This window comes from Maribacter sp. ACAM166 (assembly GCF_005771495.1).
In the GTDB taxonomy this organism is placed as follows: Bacteria; Bacteroidota; Bacteroidia; order Flavobacteriales; family Flavobacteriaceae; genus Maribacter.
Window position 1 is genome coordinate 1 of the sequence record NZ_VAUW01000009.1, and the last position, 21900, is coordinate 21900.

Annotated in this window: 13 protein-coding genes and 1 pseudogene; 7 read left to right on the plus strand and 7 right to left on the minus strand. The window is 35.3% G+C overall.

Annotated elements, in window-relative coordinates; genetic code table 11:
• A pseudogene (locus ES765_RS08465) lies at window positions 1-114 on the plus strand (IS1595 family transposase); the annotation flags it as partial.
• A gap of 296 nt (window positions 115-410) precedes the next feature.
• Here ES765_RS08465 and ES765_RS08470 read toward each other — a convergent pair.
• The 4 genes from ES765_RS08470 to ES765_RS08480 all read right to left on the minus strand — a co-directional run bounded on the left by ES765_RS08470 (window position 411) and on the right by ES765_RS08480 (window position 5443).
• On the minus strand, window positions 411-806 hold the full coding sequence (locus ES765_RS08470) for a hypothetical protein (protein WP_249356284.1): 396 nt from the start codon (window positions 804-806) through the stop codon (window positions 411-413).
• A 275-nt stretch (window positions 807-1081) separates the two neighbouring features.
• Window positions 1082-3124 carry an ATP-binding protein gene (locus ES765_RS08475; RefSeq protein WP_249356285.1) on the minus strand — a complete coding sequence of 681 codons (2043 nt, stop codon included), beginning with the start codon at window positions 3122-3124 and terminating at the stop codon, window positions 1082-1084.
• Window positions 3125-4469: 1345 nt separating this feature from the next.
• A complete protein-coding gene (locus ES765_RS22265) occupies window positions 4470-4562 on the minus strand; it encodes a hypothetical protein (protein WP_249356287.1) in 93 nt (30 codons plus the stop codon).
• 206 nt (window positions 4563-4768) lie between these two features.
• Entirely contained in the window at window positions 4769-5443 is a 675-nt protein-coding gene (locus tag ES765_RS08480; RefSeq protein ID WP_171017263.1) for a DUF6090 family protein, read from the minus strand.
• A gap of 233 nt (window positions 5444-5676) precedes the next feature.
• Here ES765_RS08480 and ES765_RS08485 point away from each other — a divergent pair, with 233 nt between their 5' ends.
• Window positions 5677-6576: a tyrosine-type recombinase/integrase gene (locus tag ES765_RS08485; protein ID WP_212744220.1), complete on the plus strand. Its 900-nt coding sequence runs from the start codon at window positions 5677-5679 to the stop codon at window positions 6574-6576.
• Complete coding sequence (locus tag ES765_RS08490) at window positions 6577-7794, plus strand: IS91 family transposase (RefSeq protein ID WP_138113196.1); 1218 nt, start codon at window positions 6577-6579, stop codon at window positions 7792-7794.
• Window positions 7795-8673: 879 nt separating this feature from the next.
• Here the strand turns inward: ES765_RS08490 and ES765_RS08500 are convergent.
• Window positions 8674-9294, minus strand: coding sequence for a hypothetical protein (locus tag ES765_RS08500; RefSeq protein WP_138113200.1), 621 nt, complete (start codon window positions 9292-9294; stop codon window positions 8674-8676).
• 258 nt (window positions 9295-9552) lie between these two features.
• On the minus strand, window positions 9553-9942 hold the full coding sequence (locus ES765_RS08505) for a hypothetical protein (protein WP_138113202.1): 390 nt from the start codon (window positions 9940-9942) through the stop codon (window positions 9553-9555).
• An 883-nt stretch (window positions 9943-10825) separates the two neighbouring features.
• On the opposite strand from ES765_RS08505, the gene ES765_RS08510 reads away from it, so the two are divergent.
• Window positions 10826-12331, plus strand: coding sequence for a M20/M25/M40 family metallo-hydrolase (locus ES765_RS08510; RefSeq protein ID WP_138113204.1), 1506 nt, complete (start codon window positions 10826-10828; stop codon window positions 12329-12331).
• A gap of 92 nt (window positions 12332-12423) precedes the next feature.
• Here ES765_RS08510 and ES765_RS08515 read toward each other — a convergent pair whose 3' ends face one another.
• A complete protein-coding gene (locus ES765_RS08515) occupies window positions 12424-15654 on the minus strand; it encodes a S41 family peptidase (RefSeq protein ID WP_138113206.1) in 3231 nt (1076 codons plus the stop codon).
• A 159-nt stretch (window positions 15655-15813) separates the two neighbouring features.
• Here ES765_RS08515 and ES765_RS08520 point away from each other — a divergent pair, with 159 nt between their 5' ends.
• The 3 genes from ES765_RS08520 (at window position 15814) to ES765_RS08530 (ending at window position 21841) form a co-directional block, all read left to right on the plus strand.
• Window positions 15814-16407, plus strand: a complete 594-nt coding sequence (locus ES765_RS08520; protein ID WP_138113208.1) for a methyltransferase domain-containing protein — start codon at window positions 15814-15816, stop codon at window positions 16405-16407.
• A 248-nt stretch (window positions 16408-16655) separates the two neighbouring features.
• Window positions 16656-19877, plus strand: coding sequence for a WD40/YVTN/BNR-like repeat-containing protein (locus ES765_RS08525; protein ID WP_249356289.1), 3222 nt, complete (start codon window positions 16656-16658; stop codon window positions 19875-19877).
• A 29-nt stretch (window positions 19878-19906) separates the two neighbouring features.
• Window positions 19907-21841, plus strand: coding sequence for a S9 family peptidase (locus ES765_RS08530; protein ID WP_249356291.1), 1935 nt, complete (start codon window positions 19907-19909; stop codon window positions 21839-21841).
• The last annotated feature ends 59 nt before the right edge of the window (window positions 21842-21900 follow it).

Below are 21900 nucleotides of genomic sequence, written 5' to 3' on the forward strand. Positions count from 1 at the left end.
GAGTTCTGCTTTAGGATCAACAGGTCTCAAAACAAAGCTACCATCTTCAACAATCTAATAGTCAAAATGGTGCAAGGAGATAAAATTAGTCAAGCAAAATTAATAAGTAACTAACTACTGACCTCTATTATATTTTATTAATAATTGAGAACATATTAATCAACCTGTTTAACATCTATTTTTATCCTTAAAAAACAATCAGGTTCTTTTTAGACTTCAGAATCTGGTCATAATTAAGGCTAAGGTTTAGCTGTTTGTAGTGCAGTGGTAAGTAAACATTTCGTTTCCGTCTGAGAACGTAGCAAAATGTTTTTATTTTGTTTTATTTATTTCCCGTCTTAATCGAAATCCAAAAGATTTTACGACCTCATAAAAACACATAAACCTTTCGATTAGGCCCGAAGACTGCATTAAGCATGGGTTTTGTTAGCTACAATATGTATCAATTTGTCAATTCGTCTTTTATTCGCCTGTTGCAATAAAGATGGATATAAATTCATTAATGTATTCATTATCATGATAATAAATCCAAATAAGTAGTTGACATTAATAAATTTTGCTAAAGCAAAAATAGCCACGAAACCAAATCCAATTAAGTGACTTATTTCGGAAATTGTCATTTCTTTCCGCAATTCATTTAATTCGGTTATTTCAATTTTATTTTTCAGTTTAAGTTTTTGATTGAAATATTTAAAGGGTGTATTTTTCACAATCCATTTAAAATTCGCAAGGCCAATTTTTTTATTCAGAGTTTTACTCTTAATTATATTCAGACTTGATAAGTTTTTATAGTATTCTGTTTTCATTAAAATACTATTGAAAATCATTCCTATTACCCAAGATATAAATGATATTGAAATACTGAATGTTAAATATTTAATAATCATTATTTTCAAATTGTAGTTAACTACTGGGCAATTAACAGTGCGAAAGGTTAAGTTTTTTATTATTTTAAAAGCGAAATCCTAAAGATTTTTCGACCTCATAAAAATACATAAACTTTTAGATTTAACCCTTAGCCCGCATTACTAAATGGTTTCCTAAGTTAGAGCCATGTGGTAATGTTCTCTTCTATTTTACTCTAATCTATTTTGACTGTTTTGTGAATTAATGCAACTAGTTTTTCTTTTATTATCGGTTTTGTACTATATTCATTACACCCCGCTGCAATCGATTTTTCTCTATCGCCAGCAAGTCCAAAAGCTGTTTGAGCAATAATTATCACTTTTTTGTTGAATTGACGGATTTTCCTTGTTGCTTCGTATCCATTCATATCTGGCATTTGAATATCCATTAAAATTAAATCTATGTCTGAATTATTACGACATATCTCAACTGCTTCTCTACCTGTTCTCGCTTTTAATATTTCTTTGCCAAATTTTGCAACTATTATAGAAATCAAGGTTTCTGATATTTCATCATCATCTACAACGAGTATTTTCAGGTTTCTGATTTGTTTTTCTTCTTTATCAACCGAAACAAAGTTTTTAGCCATAAATTTTCCTTCAGATTGAATTTGGTAGGGTAATGTGAAATAAAATGTTGAGCCAACACCTTCTTCACTTTCAACCCAAATTCTTCCACCAAGCATTTCAACATATGCTTTTGAAATTGACAAACCCAACCCAGCTCCCTGAAGTGCCATTTTATCGAAAATATCAGCTTGTATAAAACGCTTAAATATTGCTTTCTGACGGTCTTTTGGAATACCAGAGCCCGTGTCTTTCACGTAAAACTCTACTTCGGCATTTTGTGCATTATTTTTTAATGTATAGCCAATTTCTATAGACCCTTTTTCTATATATTTAAGGGCGTTTTTAACAAGGTTTGTTAGTATAGCATAGACTTTCTCGCGGTCAGTTTTAATAATGGCCTCTTTTGAAGGTAGAGAATTTTTAAATGTAAAATGCAAGCCTTTTGCTTCAATCTCAGGGGTAAAGAAATCATATATGTATTCGATTTGATCGTTAATATTCGATTCCTTCAGATTTACTTCTAACAGCCCAGATTCTATTTTTGAAATACTAATTATATCATTGATAATATTTAGTAAACGTTTCCCGGCTTTTTCAATAATCTGGATAAACTCTTGCTGACTTTCACCGGAAAGTTCAGGGTTTTTCAATAAATCGGCAAAACCAAGAATACCATTCATGGGGGTTCTAATTTCGTGACTCATATTTGCTAAGAAAGCAGATTTTAGTCGGTCGCTTTCTTCTGCTTTCTCTTTGGCAAATTTTAAATCTGTATTCTGATTTAACAATAAAATCTCTTTTTTCTGAAGTAAGATTTCGGTGTTTTTAAGTTTCCATAATGAAAAGGTGATTCCTAGTATTAATAAACTTAATAACACTATCATGACAATGATTAATGGTGTAAACGGAGAGCTTATTTCACTTTTGACCTGTAATTTAAGTCCATTGTTTAAGGAGACTAGCGGTTTTTTTGTAGAAATGACATTTGCCTCAGAATTACTATTTGGTAATTCTGTTATAACCACATTATCCCCGTCGACTAAGTTAAAATAGGTATTTGAATATTTATCTATTTCAATCCATGTATTAATTACTTCATTGCTTGAGTAAACCGCAGTAAACAAACCCATGAATTTATTATTGTTAAAAGCTGGATTCCATGCCTCAAATGATGATTCACCTTGAATTGCTTCAAAAGGAACGGTATAGATGGTCTGTTTTTGTTCTTTTGCCAAACGAGATGCTCTTTTAGGCATCGGCAGCTCAATATTTAAGCCTATAATATGTGAGTTTCCCTTAAGCGGACAAACAGATTTAATTGTAAAACTTGAATCGACCCACGTAATATTAATCAACTCAGGATGATTTATTAAATAATTATTTACTACATCTTGAAAAGTTGACTCAGGAAGGTTACCTTCCATTAATTCAAATTCGAGTAGATTTAGGAAGTCAATATTCCCTTTTAAATTCGACTCAATTATTTTTGAATATCTATCAGCCAATACATCATTTGCTCGTTTTTGATTGTTGATAGAGTTGCTATGCATTATTCCTAATAATGTGCTTAAAATCAAGATAAAAGTTATTATAGTTATAACAGGAACCGTATAATTTGAGTTAGAAAAACTATTTAATTTAAACTTCATCTTGTATGTCTAATTAAAAATTATTGTATGCCATTGGCTCAAATATCTCTTTAAATAAGCTGTGGGGTGTATCGGCACGAACCACGCTAAAGAAAAACTAGCTTTTGAAAATCGGCAGGATTTTCCAAATAGGCACAAACCAAGCTATAGCTTATACACCGCTTAAGTTTGATTCTTAATAACTTGATAGTACAATCATTAAAAACAAAAACGAGCATTAAGGTTACTTTATACGGTGAAACTTATGACTTCGCAAGCATTGATAATTCGTTCTATTTTACTACGTAAACCACGTTCAGTTCTGTAAGACTATAAATCTCGTTTTCAAGCGATGCACTCAGCATCCCGAACTGTTGTTGTAAGTCAAGTAGCTGGCTCTTTCATAAATTAATACTAATGAATAAATATAATGAAACTTTCGGAGTCGATATCAGTAAAGATGTCTTTGGTCGTTTTGGTAGCTTGAAGGGCCATTTACATTTAAGAATACGGAAGTAGGATTTAAAGGGGTCTTAAAAGGGCTGCCTAGATGTTCTTGTAGTAATTGAAGCTACGGGATATTATCATTATAATCTTGAGCAGTTTCTTAACAAAAATGGAGTTCTAGTCTTAGTTGTAATTCCCTTTTCGGTAAATTTTTTTAGATAAATGAATTTGGCCAAGGTGAAGATGGACAAGAGCGTTGCCAAGGGCATTTGTGAATATGCTAAAATTAACGAAGTACCACTTTATACTACTATTACATAGGCTCAGAGTAAATGGTTGTAGCTATTTAGATTGTTGGATAGTTACTTTTAGAAACGAACCACTACCAAGAACAGGAAACATGGCCGACCAATATCCTGCTTTTTAAATTGATACCAGTGGCTTTTTAGACCAGTGGGTAATTGCTTACTTATGTAGGCTATCTATAACTCACTTCGATTTTAAAATACGGGTCTTTCCAAATCTATTCGTACTTGATTGGATGCGCGTATACGGAAAAGACAATATTTTAAAAATTAGTTAAAATAATATGGTCTTATTAATTCGTTAACGTGTATTTCGGAATGTCCTACACCCATTAATTCGGCATAATTATCCTCATAAAGTGTTGCAATTTATTCTTTAAAGGATTCATTATTAAATAATTGTATTCCGAATGTTTTTAAATCTTCGTAAAATGCTTTATTAAATTTTATATTCTTAATTCCATAGACTGGTCTAAATAACGAGTCAAGTTCTGGACTATATAAATAATTTATGTTTCCTAAAAGTTATTCTAACCCTTTGATAGAATGCTGGATTTCAAACAAACCATTAAGTTCTTTTTTCATCTTATCTCTGTCATCAGTTAAGCCTTCTTTTAGCTGTATAATATTATGGTTTCTCTATAGCCGTATTTTTGACTATCATTCCAATTATTTATTTGAATAGCAATTAAAATTCTAATAACCATAAGAATTATTTCAACTAGTGCATAAATAAAATATTTACCGAACTTATTTTAGGTTGGCAGTTTTTGACGAAATTTTCGAAAGAATTTTATAATTGGTTTATTAGTTGGTTTATTAGTTGGTTTATTAGTTGGTTTATTAGTTGGTCAAAATGAAGGTAAGTAGCCTAGAACTAGCAATAAATTGATAGGTTATTAGCCTTTCGTTCTTATATTTCTATCTTTATTAAATTCTGTATTTTTTCAATTGTAGCTATTCCACGAATAATTTGATTAATTCCGCCACCATAATTATCACGATTTAATTTCAAAATATTTTGCGCTTTAGAGGGTTTCAGTAGAATACTGTAATCTTTTAGTACTACAGATTTCTTAAATTCAAACTCCACCATTTCTTCCATTAAAACAGGTGCCCAATGGTTATTAAAAGCAAGTTCAATATCCCTAATTGACTTTATCATATGTGAAGCTTCATCATCGTAATATCTACCTAGTAAAAACCGTAGTTCTTTGTTTGAAACTTTATCTAACCCATTTGATTTTAAAACCTCGTAGGCATTGGTTAGAGGTTGAAATCTGTCAAATTGTATTATTGCTGCGAGCCATATTTTAATACTATCCTTGGTCTTTTCCGATACTTCTGACTTTAATATTTTGTCCGAGGATTTAATAGCGTTAGTATAATTCGTGAAAATTTTTTCTAGAGTTAGTTTGTCATTTTTAAGATTTGCTTGAATTTGAGTAAGTATTTCATCTTCAAAAACCTTATTTTTTCTATTCTCGTTCAGATTGTTAATCTGCACCGCAATTAAAATTCCAATAACTACAAGAACAATTTCTCCAATCGCATATTTTAAATACTTTCCTATTTTGTTTTTATCCATAAGGTCGTATCTTATTTTTCTAAATAATTTCATCATTGGCTATTAATTGGTCATATTGAACGCTAACGGTTTTCTATGCGAGGATTTTCCTTCGGAAAATCCGATGTAACAAAAATGCACTAATCTTTGTTTAAGCACTAACTCTGCAGTGTTTTTATACTGTGTTGCACTAAACACCTACCGGTGTAGCTTTTTTTTCAAATTACGTTTTTATAATAAACAAACAATTTATTATGAAGACAAAAACGGAGAATTGCCAAAGCACAAGCACGCCCCAGGTAGTCAAAACGGAATTAGAAGTACTGATTTCATCTATTGAAAAGCGAATGTCGATTGCTAACCGATCACCATCAAGTAGCAAGAGTTATGTTCGTGCCGTAGTTAGATTATATGATTTCCATACCACCCATCCTAAGGATTTAGAACTAGATCAAATATTAGATTTTTTACTTTTCATAAAGAATGAGAAGGGTTTACACTGGCGTACCATTAAGCTATATGTTGCCGGGCTGCGTTATTATTATAGTGAAATTGTTGGCGCTATTGAATTGGCCCAGCAAATACCTTATCCGAAAGAGAAACCGAGTTTGCCAGAGGTGATCAGCCGGGAAGAACTGCAGCAACTTTTTGAAGGCTGCCTTAATTACAAGCATAAAGTAATGTTCCGCCTGATGTACTCGGCTGGTTTAAGAAGGTCAGAACTGGCAAAATTAAAGCTTACCGATATTGAGACTCAAGATGGTAAAATGCGTATTAGAATCAATACTAGTAAAGGCGGAAAAGACAGGTATACGGTACTATCGTTCACCATTTTAGAAGAGTTACGAATTTACTATACCATGTGCAGACCAAAAACCTATTTGTTCAATGGTCGGGTAAAAGGAGAACCTATGAGTTTAGGAGGTATACGGCATGCCTTGCTGATGGCCATAAAAAAAAGCAAGTTAAAACGCCATGTGAATCTACATATTCTACGTCATTGTTTTGCCTCTCATGCGCTAGAAGACGGCCTTAATATCAAAACGCTACAACATCTTTTGGGGCATCAATCGGTACTCACTACCATGATTTATCTTCATGTGAGCGATGTACCACTATCTAAAGCCTTTAGTCCGCTAGATAACTGGCACTAGTTGTCTCCCCAAATAGGACTTACCGCTGTTATCGAAAAGTTTGGGCCAGCAGTAAGAGAACAATACAAGTTAAGTGCAGCGCAATTAAAAGTACTACAACTTGTTTCTAAATGTAGAACAGGCCAACTGGGAAGCCATAAAGAAAGATGCACTTCTTGCGGACATAAAAGGGTGCACTATAATTCTTGTGGAAACCGGCATTGCCCAAATTGTCAGGGCGTGAATAAGGAGCGTTGGCTGATAGATAGGTCATATGATCTGCTACCTGTAAGGTATTTTCATGGTGTATTTACTGTGCCCAGTGAACTACGGGTACTTTTTAGGTACAACAAAAAGTTACTTTATAGTTTACTGTTTCAATGTGTTTGGGAAACCATTTCAGCATTTGCTATGGATAAGCGCCAGCAGATGGAGGCTAAACCAGGTGTAATAGCAATTCTGCATACCTGGAACCAGAGAATGCAATACCACCCCCATATTCATTGCATAATTCCTTCAGGTGGCATTACTAAAAAAGGCGAATGGAAGACCACAAAAGGAAAAGATAATTTTTTGTTTCATGTAACTCCATTATCCACGAAGTTCAAAAAGAAATTCTTACATCATTTAGTGCTCCTTTACAAAGCAGGTCAACTCAGCATTCCCCAAAATGATAATTTATGGAAGAACGCTTCTTGTTTTTACAAAACCAAAAGCAAGCTTTATGATAAAGATTGGGTGGTGTATTCAAAAGAGGCTTTTGGAGGCCCTAGTCAAGTGATGGAGTATGTAGGCAGGTATACCCATAAGATAGCGATAAGCAATCACCGTATTTTAAAGATGACCGACACCCATGTGACCTTTAAATATTTAGATAGAAAAGCTGCCAAAACAAGAACAGAAACTCTTAAAGGGGAGCTGTTTATACTGCGTTTTTTACAACATATAATACCGAAAAGGTTTATAAAAATACGGCATTATGGTTTTTTGTCTACACGAAGTAAGAAGGCGGATCTCTCTAAAATAAGGCGCACCTTAAATGTAGCAGAAAAACCACCAAAACAGGTTTTGACCACACGAGAAGTGATGATTCAATCACAGGGTAAAGATCCGTATTTGTGTCCCAAATGTAGACAAGATAGCATGGTTGTTTTTGAAATAACGGCAGGTATCAGAGGGTCGCCACGACCATTTTTCTCCAAGGATAAAGTAATAAGAACTGCAATATATGAAAACTAGCTACATACGTGGACAGCCACAACTATGCCTTATACGTAAGAAATACGAAAAAGAAATGAAAAATACAGACAAACAAATTATATCAGCCTTAGAAAAGCCATTAAAACCACTAAATCATTATCTATTTCTCCCATCTAGCTACAGCAGCAGCAGCCCAAATTCCCATCTTCAAATTATTGGAATTACACATGAGGTAAGTGCTTGCTATGTAATGCGTTAAGCTCAACCGGTCTTTAGTGCAACAAAGCGATAAAATTAGTGGGGTCTCTTAGACCCACGTAATTTTGATCGCTAAGTGCTATGCGTAGTTATTTATCTTTTCAGTAACTTTCTTAAGTAGTTCAAGCCTTTTGTCAGAGAATGAATGGTCGGTTTTCATTAAAAGATATTCAACATTATCTAGTTGTTCTATCCATTCTTTATTCCTCTCATTTTCGTCAAAACCAATACGTTCTTTTTAGATAATTCTTTCTTATAGTTTAGAGCATTAAATGAAACTTTTTTGTCAATGAGTTTTTTGTAAAGTTTCTCTAGATTCACATTGAGCCTAAATAATCTTTTAGTGTAACCATATATCCTATCCAATAAATCTTGTGACGCAGTCCTGATGTGCGCATTGTTTATAACATCCATAAAAAAACAGTAAGTCGAGTATCTTTAAAATGAACTAAAAATTTCTGTATTATAGAAGTTATGTAGTGGTCTCGACATTCATAAGCGAAGCTGGGAAGTTCATTGTGCCACCGACCTCTTGTATGTAATTCTTTTAGTATGTTGTCCAATCCGGAGCAATTACGAAACTATGCTTCAAAACATTCTCCGTACTATGAAATTCCAACGACATATGAGGCAGGTTGTTGCGGTTATGATGGCTCCATTTTAGTTAATGCAATTATTTTTATAAAAATCAACTACTTGCGAAACTTTACTCAATTGTTTTTGTTTAATTTGTTCTTTGAGGTCTAGACAATTTGAAAAATATTTTACCAAAACCTTTCTTTTTAATCCTAGTATTCCCTGCGTTGCTCTTATAAAAAATTGGTCTTCCTCTTTTTTAAATAAATCCATCCGCCATACGGATGAATCTCCTTGTTGCCACCATTCTAATGCATAATGACTTAGCTTTCCTTTACTTAGAACCTTTAAAAAATATTTTTCTCCAGATTGAGGATTAATATCATATTTGGGGTTAAGAAATACAATTTTTTGTGACGATTGACTTAACCAAAAGCCTTCATAACTAGTATTATTCACTCGGAAGGCTGAAACATCTTTCCTTTTGTATTTTTTCTGCTTATTGTCACTATTCGTTAATCTAATTTTTTTATATAATTTAGGGTTTACACCCCTTTGATCAATATGTGTAACATTGCCGTATAAAGTGTCACCAAAATTTAGCACGATATAATCTGATGATTTACTAGTTTGTGCAACCAAGAATGTTTGTGCTGAGAGCAATAATATAGTAGTTATGGTGAATAACGTTTTAATAATTTTCATAATTACACTTAACTGTTAATGTAGGTTTTGGATTTTATTCTAGGCATTTCAACCTATTTATCTAGTAATATTTTATCCATTATATATTCTTAGAATCTGATTTTTAATATCCTTATTAATTTCAATATAAAAAAAGCATCATAAGTTCATACCGATAAGTGTATGAATTGTTTGCCTTATTCATAACCCTTCATTGAGCAATTGGATATAAAGTGTGTTGAACAACATTTTTTATTTGTTTTGTTTTGCTTTCTCAAGTCATAACACATTAAAAATTATTAATCCTCCAAATAAAAATGCCAACGGTGATATCAGTTGAAAACAAATTGGTTTTAGTATTTCAGCACTTTTCAAGGAAAAATTGTGGTGCTTTTTTCTCGGAAGAATATAGAGTATCAACGAGGTGCTAAGCATAATCCAACCAAAAATTTTAAACACCTCTGGGAATTTGCAAAAATCCGCGTATAAAATCAGTGCTACTGCTGGAATCAATCGGATTGTAATTTCCATATAGTTTATAAAATCTGTACTACCTGCTTTTCTTAAAGTCGCTCTTGCTTTTTTTGGCACAAAAAGCATTATAAATCCTACAAAAATTATAAATGCTCCAAACAATACTACTGTCCATTTCGATATTATTGTTATCATAATTTTGTCAATGTTGCTCAACAGTCTTATGTCTCTTAACTTTGATTTCCTTAAATGTGATTAATTTCAAGGAATAATGAGAAAGAACAATAGAGAGAATTAAGTTTGCTATATACGGTGATGCTTAAGACTTTGTCAATCCCGAACCTACGGGACTAACCCGCTCTCATTTACTACGTAAACCAGTTGCAGTTCTGTGAGACTTTAAATATCGATTTTAAGCGATGCACAGAGCATGCAGTAATTTTATTCTAAGTCAATTAGCAGGTTCTTTCATAAAATAGCACTTATGAATAAATGTACAAAAAAAATTGAATTGCAGTAAATATGCTGTGCAATGGTTTTTAGTCCATGTTGGCATGTGTTGTGCTGTCCAAGTCAAGGTAAAGTCCAACTGAGTTCTAATTATCCTTTTGGCTTTGTTTAATATTTTTTAAGGTCGATCTAGGGGTGTCATTACGTTCTGCTTTCAAACAGATTGAAAAGGTGATTTTAAAAAGGAGGTGAAGAACTTAAAATGGGAGCGGATAATGGCTATATAACAGCAATATTCTGTGTGTTAGGAGCCAACGTATTTAGTATACAACGACAGTTAGAACTATTTTAAAAAAAAGTAATGGTTGCCGATGGTTTTAAAAGCATCGCTTAAGATGCACCTATTTATAGTACTAATGAAACGGCAGTTGCACCTTTTGTTTTCAAACCCTCATTAAGTAATCTACCTTGGAGAACTTCTTATTATTTCTGTTGATGATGAAGTGTGAGATATGAACTTGTATCATAGAAACGATATAAAAAGCATTAGTTTGGGGAGTTTCGTTTTGTACCTTTATTAGAGGATAAAAATTAATTAGATTTTTATAGATTATACAAACCAATTATTATGACACGAAAAGCAATTGTATTAATTTTTATACTGCTCCCATTTACTTATTTATGCTCTCAAAATCTTGATGAGTTATCCCTTAAATATGCTAAAGCTTCCTTTACTGAATTACATGAATTTTTTAGCTTACCAAACGATGCTTACAATCCTGAAGAAATAGAACCTAATGTTAAATGGTGTGAAGTAGCTTTTGCAAAACGAGGTTTTAAAACACAACGTTTAGAAACTGAAACAGTTCCTTTATTATTAGCTACTCGAAATTTCCCGAATGCTAAAAAAACAGTTTTGGTATATCTCCAAGTCGATGGGCAACCCGTAGACACACTAAAATGGAATCAGCCAGATCCTTATATTCCAGCTTTAAAAAAGAAAAATGAAACTGGAAATTGGGAAATTATTGATTGGAATAATCTAGACGGTGATATAGATCCAGATTGGCGTATTTTTTCCCGTTCAGCATCTGATGCTCGAGGACCAAATATGATGTTTCTAAAAGCGATGGACATTATAAATGACCTTAACATTAAGCCAAATGTTAATTTAAAGGTAATCATGGATTTTGAAGAAGAATTAGGCTCACCAAGATTACCAAAAGCAGTTGTAGATTATAAAAATGACTTGGGTGCAGATATGTTAGTGATTTTTGATGGCCCAAGACACTTATCAAATGAGCCAACACTTTCTTATGGTGCACGGGGAATTGCTACCATTTCTCTTGAAGTTTTTGGACCAAGGACACCACTGCATAGCGGTAATTATGGAAATTATGCGCCAAATCCTGCAGTAAAATTATCTCAGTTATTAGCAACCATGTGGCACGAAGATGGACGTGTTGCTATTCCTGGGTGGTATGATGGTATTACGATAACAGATGAGGTAAAAGCAATTTTAAGACAAGTACCAGATGATGAAGATCAAATACAAAAAGACTTTGGTATTGCTTCAACCGATAATATTGGCACTAATTTTCAGGAAGCAATTCAATATCCTGCATTAGGCATTTTGGGTTTAGAGTCAGCTTGGGTTGGTAACAAAACAAGAACAATTATACCTGCAACTGCTATTGCCGAAATGAATATACGTTTGGTTAGAGAAACTAAGGGAGAGCGCATGGTTAAATTGTTGAAAGACCACATTATTAACCAAGATTATTATTTGGTAGATGAAAAACCAACAGAAGAAGAACGTATGACACACGAAAAGATTGCTCGATTTAATTCTGAAATATCGTATGGCGCTTTTCGTACCGATTTTGATACCGAAATAGGAGCATGGTTACGCAAAGGAATGAAAAGCGCTTTTAACAAAGACCCTATACAAATAAGAACCATGGGTGGCTCAATTCCTATTTCACCTTTTGTGATTACTTTAGGGCTACCAGCTGTAGCAGTACCAACAGTGAATCCAGATAACAATCAACACAGTCCAAACGAAAATATTCGTTTAGGGAATTATATTGAGGGCATTAAAACCATTACAGCAATTTTTATGCAGAAGATTTAGGGTGCTGCTTACAATTTTATATAGTTACAAGTTACTATATTTCAATTTTTAACTTACGTTCAAAATCTTGACAACATCAAGGGCATCCCAAATTACTCAACCTCCTTAATCAGCACTTCTATCGACTTTTCCAATTGTTCATCGGTACCTTTGGCAATCACCTCAGGCTGATTTTTAATAATGATTTCTGGATTGGTTTCGTTGTTTTCCATCCATTCCCCTGCTTTATTTTTAGCACTTACCGGTACTACACCCCAAACGCCACCGTTTGGCAAGCGCTCCCAACCGGCAAAACTACAGGTTCCGGGTACCGGCATTCCTACTGTTTTACCAATTTTTAAATCGACGTATCCACTGGCGAAACAAGATCCATCGCTGTACATCGATTCATTGAACATCGCTAAAGTTGGTTTTGTCCATCGCGATGTTGGTTCTCCCCCTACTACCCTAGCCTCCGTTTCATATGATAAAAATGATACACCAGTAAAGAACATCGCCAAATCTGCAACTAGGTCACCGCCGCCATTAAAACGGGTATCTACGATAACCCCTTTTTTATCATTGAACTTGCCAAGCATTTCTTCATAAATGGTTCGATACGGACCGTCACTCATTCCTGGGATATGCACATAGCCTAAGGTGCCATTACTCTTCGCTAAGACTTCTTTTTCATTGTTTTTCACCCAACGATTATACAACAACGTGCCTTCATCTTTTAACGAAATAGGTTTTACGGTGATTTCTTTTCGCTTACCTGTTTCATCTATTATTTCTAATAAGGTAAAATCGCCTTCAATGCGGTTTAGATAGAATGCAGCATCCATAGAACTACTAATGGTTTTTCCATTGATTTTTTCAATAATCATTTCCGGTTTCAAATTAAAATCCGCCTTATCCAATGGTCCGCCTTTAATAACCTCGGTGATTTTCAACCCGTCCCCTTTATGTCCATAATCAAAAAACACCCCTAAAGAGGCTGTCTTATCGCCATTATTAATATCATCGGAAAAACGCCCACCTGCATGGCTAACATTCAATTCGCCTAGCATTTCTGATATCAATTCGGCAAACTCATAATCATTTCCGATATGCGGTAAATACTTCTCATATTCGGCACGCATGACCTTCCAGTCTATACCATGAAATGTAGAGGTGTAGAAAATTGCGTTGGTACGTAACCATATATGATTGAACATATATTTACGCTCCGCATCAGCATCCAACACCATTTCAGAACTTAGCTTAACTGGTTCTGTTTTGCCAGCTGTTACGTCTACTTTTGCTATTTTACCATCGGCCAACAGAAAAAGATTTTCTTTTTTAGCATCCCATTGCAAGCTTCCAGATTTTGCATCTAGTGAAATGAGCATCTTGGTATTCTTTGTTCTAATTTCGGTTTCCCATAGGTTTAGGTCTTTCTCAAAACGGGTCAGGTAATATAATTTCTCACCATCTTTAGATAGAACAGCATCAGAAAGTAATGAAGAATGAATAGTCAACCGTGCTTTTCTTCGTTCTACATCTTCCAAATCAAATTTCAGTGTTTTTACCTCCTCAGCTTCATTTTTAGCCTCCTTCTTCTTTTTGTCCTCTGATTTTTTTTCATCCTTTTTCTCCTTCGCAGCTTCCTCAATCATCTTCATTAAATCATATTCTTCTTTTGAGGCATTGAATTTATCCCATGCTTTTTGATTTAAGAACATGGTATATACATCTATTTCTGACTGACCGCTAGTTGCATAGCTCTTTAAGCCATCGCGGTTCGTGACATATAGAATTTGATTGCCTTCATTCACCCATTTAGGAGAACCGTCATAATACCCACTTTGGGTTAAGTTTTTACGTTGCTTTCCATCCTTAGAAATCAATAGTACTTCTGAATTACTTAAAGAAACACCCCAATCTACCAATAGCCAATTACTATCTGGACTCCATTGAAAATACTGGTCACCATCACTCATATGAAAAAGCTCTTTTGGTGTCAACAACGTATTTATTTCATTGGTTTTAAGGTTCTTGACCTTTAATGTTCTTCTACCTTCAATATAAGCGACATAGGTACTATCTGGTGAAAACTCAGGTAGGTAAATATCGGTTTTTCCGGTTACTAACGTATCTTCTTTAAATAGCGTTGCTGCAAAGAAATAAGGTTCTTGGATACGTACTTTTGAAGATTTGAATAGTGTCCATTTTCCATTACGTTCACTTGCATAGGCTACTGACTTACCATCAGGCATGAATTTCACAAAACGTTCTTGTTCAGGGGTATTGGTAATGCGTTTGGTCAACGAACCATCTACCGAGGTAACAAAAACTTCTCCTCTGCTTATAAATACAATCTCTTTTCCATTAGGCGCAACATCCATTTCACGAACACCACCGTCTACAGAGATATATTCTATTGGGTTACTATCTTCCTGTGTTCTGATGATGATAGCTACTTTCTTTGCTGTTTCACCAGGCTTCAATGTGTAAATTTCTCCATCATAACCAAATGCCAAAGTACCGTTGCCAATACTCAACGAACGTACCGGATGGGTTTTAAAATCAGTAAGAGTCTGTATTTTTGACTCACCATTCAAAGCCATCGAAAAGACATTAAAAGATCCTTCGCGCTCACTTAGATAGTAGATTGTATTACCTTCTTTTGAGAAAACAGGGTTACGGTCTTCACCTTTAAAATCTGTTAGTTTAGTATGCTTTCCCGTTGCATAATCATACGTCCAAATATCTCTCGTAATAGCTGAAATGTGGTGCTTTCTAAACGTATCTTCATATCCTTTTTTATCATGATAAACTAATTTTGTCCCATCGCTATTTACCTGTACATTCTCTGCAGGAACGGTCAAATCTTGGTCAACCCTACCACCATGTACGGCCACGCTATACAACTCTGGTTGTGAGCTAGTCGGGTATTGTCTATGGGCAACAGCATCTATTCGCGTTGCTCCAAAAAGTACAGTAGCACCATCTGCTGAAAAACTATAGGGCGTCTCATCAGTACTATGATAGGTCAATCTCTTGGCTGGGCCACCTTGAGCATCCATCACATAAACATCGAAATTTCCATATCTATTTGATGCAAATGCCAATTGTTTACCATTCTTACTCCATATAGCTGAATAATCGTGGGCTGAATGAAACGTTAATTGTTTTGCAGCGCCACCATCTGCTAAAACAGAAAATAAGTTTCCTTTATAAGTAAATGCTATGGTTTCCCCGTCTGGAGATATGGATGGGTACCGTGCCCATTTCGGATTTGTTTGAGCGGTACAGATATAAGTTAGGAATACCGTTAAAGCGGTCAAAAACGAATATTTCATATGTTTATTTAGTTGGTGCTTAGCTGTTTCGAAAGATAAGGATTTGGTTTGTCTACCACAATTATGTTTAGATTTTACTCATTCTACCGAAGTCCTTAATTACAACTCACTAAATCTGGTTAAATTTGCTACAGGAAGAAAATCTAATTTATTTCAAGATTGAAAGAAAATCAACAGTACTGGACGAACCGTTATAAGGAGAACAAAACAGGTTGGGATATTGGCTATGTGGCTAGGCCAATAAAAGAATATGCCGACCAATTGACCAATAACGCTTTAAAAATCTTGATACCTGGTGCCGGAAATGGATATGAAGCGGAGTACTTATGGAAACAGGGATTTGATAATGTGCATATTCTTGATATTTCTGAAGTCCCTTTAAAACAATTCAAAGAACGAAACCCAGATTTCCCGAACACACATATACATCAGGCTAATTTTTTTGAATTTAAAGACCAGTTTGACCTCATTTTAGAACAGACTTTTTTCTGCTCTTTCGTTCCTACAGATGAAAATAGAAATAGGTATGCAAAACACATGTCCGAACTTTTAAAACCAACAGGAAAATTGGTTGGTGTATGGTTTGATTTTCCATTAACAGATAATATGGAAAAACGCCCTTTCGGTGGAGATAAAGAATTGTACGTATCCTACTTAAGTCCATATTTTAAAGCCATCACATTTGAACGGTGCCATAACTCCATTCCACCGAGACAGAATAATGAATTGTTTGGGATTTTTGAGAAGCAATGAGTATTGAGTATTGAGTATTGAGTATTGAGTATTGAAAAATGAGAAATGAGAAATGAGAAATGAGAAATCAATAATGCAATTTACACTTGGAAACAGGCGTTTTTAAATTAAATTTGAGTGTGCATGCTGGTTACTGAAAATTGTTTATTGGTAATTGCTAATTGAAAACTGGTATTTGTTAACATCCTTTTAAGAACCCCTCCTCTACATTTCTAGTATATTTAGTCACCTAACAAACGAACTAAAAAATGTTAAAAAAATTACTCTCCCTATCGATGCTATTGGCATCCTTTTTAATTTCAGCACAAGACTTTAAAATGGACCTGGTACAGGACCTAAAACCACGTAATATCGGTCCTGGCGGAATGAGCGGTCGAGTAACCGCTATTGATGTAGTGAACGACAATCCTGACGTTATGTTTGTCGGAACCGCTTCTGGCGGACTCTGGAAATCTACTTCTGGAGGCATTAAATGGGATCCCATTTTTGACAAGGAGGTTACCGCTTCTATAGGTGCAGTTGCTATTCAACAAAGCAACCCATCCGTTATTTGGGTTGGTACAGGAGAAGGTAATCCTAGAAATAGTTTAAATGGTGGCTACGGTGTTTTCAAATCGCTAGATGGTGGTAAAACCTGGAAATCAATGGGTCTAGAAAAGACTAGACACATTCATCGCATAAAAATTGACCCAATGAATCCTAACACAGTATATGTTGGTGCTATTGGTTCCCCTTGGGGCGAACATCCTGAACGTGGGGTTTTTAAAACTACCAATGGTGGTGAAACTTGGGAGAACGTACTTTTTGTAAATAACAAAACGGGGGTAGCCGATTTAATTATGGATCCTACAAACCCGAATAAATTAATTGCAGCCATGTGGGAGCATAAACGCGATCCTTGGTTCTTTAATTCTGGTGGATCTGGTAGTGGGTTATATATGACACATGACGGTGGAAAGAATTGGAAAATACTAACGGAAGAAGATGGTTTACCAAAAGGTGATTTAGGTAGGATTGGTGTTGCCATCGCCCCTGGAAAACCCAATATTGTCTATGCTTTAATTGAAGCGAAGAAAAATGCGCTTTACAAATCTGAAGACGGTGGTTTTAAATGGAAAAAAATTAATGAGAAAAGTGATATAGGAGATCGCCCTTTTTACTACTCAGAAATCTATGTAGATCCAGAAAATGAAAATAGGGTCTTCTCGGTTTTTACGTATGTAAACGTTTCACAAGATGGTGGCAAAAATTTTGATGAGCTAATGCCTGCTTACAATGTAGATAATGGGGTTCACCCAGATCATCATGCTTTTTGGATACACCCAGACAACGGCCAATTTATGATGGACGGTAATGATGGCGGACTCAATATTTCAAAAGATGGTGGAAAAACATGGCGATTTATTGGCAACCTCCCTGTAGCTCAATTTTATCATATCGCGACAGATAACGAATATCCTTATAATGTATATGGAGGTATGCAAGATAACGGGTCTTGGAGAGGTCCGGCTTATGTTTGGAAAGCACAAGGAATACGTAATAGCTACTGGCAAGAAATTAGTTTCGGTGACGGTTTTGATGTTGTTCCTGACCCAGTAGACTCGAGGTATGGTTACACCATGAGTCAGCAAGGGTACGTGCAACGTTTTGATTATGTTACAGGTGATAATTATATCGTGCGCCCTACCCCACCAGATGCAAAAACTGAACTCCGATTTAACTGGAATTCAGCCATTAGTCAAGATCCATTCGACAACAATACTATTTATTTTGGTAGTCAATTTGTTCATAAAAGTGCTGATAAAGGCTTGACATGGCGTGTTATCTCTCCTGATTTGACCACCAACGACCCAGAAAAGCAAAAACAAAGTGAGAGTGGCGGTTTATCCATGGATGCTACTGGTGCTGAAAATCATACTACTATCTTGGTCATAGAACCATCAGTTGTTGAAAAAGATATGCTTTGGACAGGTTCTGATGATGGTAGAGTACATTACACCCAAAACGCTGGACAAAATTGGACAGAAGTCACCGGTAATATTAAAGGTCTGCCAAAAGGAAGCTGGATTCCGCAGATAAAAGCCTCTACCCGTAATAAAGGGGAAGCGCTTTTAATAGCCAATGATTACAGAAGATTCAATTATACACCATATGCCTACCGCACGAAAGATTACGGCAAAACGTGGACTCGTATAGTAGATACTGAAGACGTAGAAAGTTATGCTTTATCGATTATTGAAGACCCAGAAAATCCCAATTTGATGTTTCTGGGAACGGATGACGGACTATACGTGTCCTTCAATGCCGGAGAGAAATGGCAGAAATGGACAGAAGGATTCCCAACCGTTTCTACAAAAGATTTGGTGATTCACCCAAGGGAGCATGATTTGGTTATCGGAACCTTTGGTAGAGCAGCATGGGTATTAGATGATATTCGACCATTACGTGCATTGGCTTCAGATAGGAGCATTTTGAATAAGGAAATAGATTTATTCACCCCTCCAACAGCCTATCAAGCCTCATACCAACAACCTACGGGAAGCAGGTTTGGTGGCGATGGCTTATACCAAGGAGAGAATAAAAAATCGGGTGCGATGATTACCTATTATTTAAAAGAAGGTAAAAAGGATGAGGAAAATGAAAATTCAGAGGATGACACGAAAGAGTCTGATGAAAAAACTACCGATAAAAAAGAGTTAACAGGGGTTCAAAAGAAAGATTCCGTTCAATTCGATTTTTATGATGGAGACCGTTTGATTCGTACCCTAAAATATAAGACGCCAGAAAAAGCTGGATTTCATAGAATATACTGGGCTATGAATGAAAAAGGTGTCGATAGGCCTACTAGAAAAGTTGAAACCAAAAAGAACGAATCTGGTGGCATTGATGTAAAACCAGGCACCTATACTATAAAAATGCGCTATGGTAATTTGATGGAGGAAAGTCAAATAACGGTTAAATCAGACCCCCGTTTAGAAGTCTCAACAACTGCAATCAATGAAGTATACAGCAACGGAAAGGTACTGGAATCGTACATGCAAAAAGCGGCCGATGCAGTAAAACAATTGTCTCAAAGTAAAGCAGTGGCAGCGCAATTTCAAAAAGATTTGAAAAAACTGGATGATAAAAAATATAAAGACCAAATTGATGCTTCAAAAGCTATTGTAAAAAAGATAGATACGGTTATTGCGCTTTATATTGGCAAAGTTGACAAAAGACAAGGTATTACCCGTAATAAAGAAATGACGGTAATGCAACGCATACAAACGGCTAGAGGTTATGTTGGTTCTCGAAAAGCAGGTATGACCGTTACCGAGAAACAATTATTGAAATTTGCAAAAGAGGAATTGGAATCATCATTGGGTAAAACCAATGCGTTTTTCTCAACAGAATGGAACGGATACAAAGCTAAAATGGAAAAACTAAAACTATCTCCATTTAAAAAAGTAGAATCAATTAGTTTAGACTAAACCAAATATGCACATTAATTAAAACATCAATGATGAAAAAACTGATCGCTTGTTTTGCCATTGCACTGATATGGAGTTGTGCAGAAAAAAAGGACGATAAAAGAGAAATCGATGTTGCTAAAATTCCTGACAGCTACACCATCAAACAAATGATGGATAACGAATCTATTGCAGGCGGCAGTTTTTATCATGATAATTCTAAATTATTAGTATCTAGTAATCGGTCTGGTATATATAATATGTATACCCTAGCATTAAATGGCGGAGAGCTGCAACCAGTAACACAGTCAGATAGTGCATCTGTATTTGCAATCTCCTATTTCCCTAAAGATGAGCGAATGCTTTTCAGAATGGATGATAATGGCGACGAAATATACCATATCTACCTTCGTAACTTAGATGGTAGCCATACAGACCTTACTCCTGCTGCAGGTGCTAGGGCTAGTTTTCATAGTTGGGCAGAAGATGACAAAAGTTTCTTCTTTACCTCCAATAAGCGAGATTCTAAATACATGGACCTCTATCAAATGGATTTTCTTAACTATTCCCCAAAATTGATTTACAAGAATAATGATGGGTATACTATTGGAAACCTTAGCAAAGACAAAAGGTACCTTTCCTTAGGTAAGTCATTAAATACGAACGATTCAGATTTATACCTGTATGACCTTTCTACAAAAAAGAAGGTGAAAATTAATACCGAACAAAGTGCAAATAGTAGTCAAGATTTTTCTCCGTCTGGTGATGAACTTTACTTTACCACCGATGTCGGAAATGAATTTTCCTATCTTATGAAATATACGATTGCTACAGGAACTAGTGATAAAGTGATGGAACGTGATTGGGATATTTTGAGAAGTTACTTTACCGAAAATGGTAGCTACCTAGTTACCTATATCAATGAAGATGCAAAAAACACCATTGAAGTGATGGACGTGGCTACAATGGAAAATATCGATTTACCTTCATTTGAAGCTATGGCGATCACCAATGTAGATTTCTCGAATGACGAAAAAGTAATGCGTTTTTATGCAGGAGGTTCTCAAACTCCAGGTAATTTATACGTCTATAATCTAGAAACAAAAGAACAAAAGCAATTGACAGATGTTTTGAATCCTGAAATTAAAGCTGATGATCTTGTTTCTGCAGAAGTGATTCGCTACACATCTTTTGAAGGAGTTGAAATTCCTGCTATTTATTACAAACCACATCAAGCGAGTGCTACTAATAAAGTCCCTGCATTGGTATGGGTTCACGGTGGACCAGGTGGGCAGAGCCGTCAGAATTTCAGTTCCCTTATTCAGTATTTAACCAACCATGGGTATGCTGTACTCGCAGTAAACAATAGAGGCAGTAGTGGTTATGGAAAAACATTCTATCAAATGGATGATTTAAACCATGGCGATAAGGATTTAAAAGATTGTGTAGAAGGAAAAAATTGGCTGGCCTCACAACCGGAAATCGCTGCGGATAAAATTGGAATTATTGGAGGATCCTATGGTGGCTATATGACCATGGCAGCGCTAACCTATACTCCCGAAGAATTTGCTGTAGGGGTCAATCTATTTGGTGTTACCAACTGGGTTCGAACTTTAAAGAGCATACCACCTTGGTGGGAATCGTTTAAAGATGCCTTATACCTAGAATTAGGTGACCCCTACAGCTCAGATTCTGTACGCTTAAAAGAAATTTCACCCTTATTCCACACCGATAAGGTGACCAAGCCTCTAATTGTTTTACAAGGGTCCCAAGACCCTAGAGTATTGCAAGTGGAATCTGATGAAATTGTAGCGGGTGTTAAAAAGAATGGGGTTCCTGTAGAATACGTTCTGTTTGAAGATGAAGGGCATGGATTTGTAAAAAAAGAAAATCAGATTGAAGCGTATAGCAGAGTACTAAAGTTTTTAGACGTATATCTAAAGAAAGATAAGGGTACCGTTATAGAAGATGGCAACTCGATTTAACCTAAATCATAATAATTAAATCAACTACTTCGAGGCATAGTCATCAAGTATGAATTCAG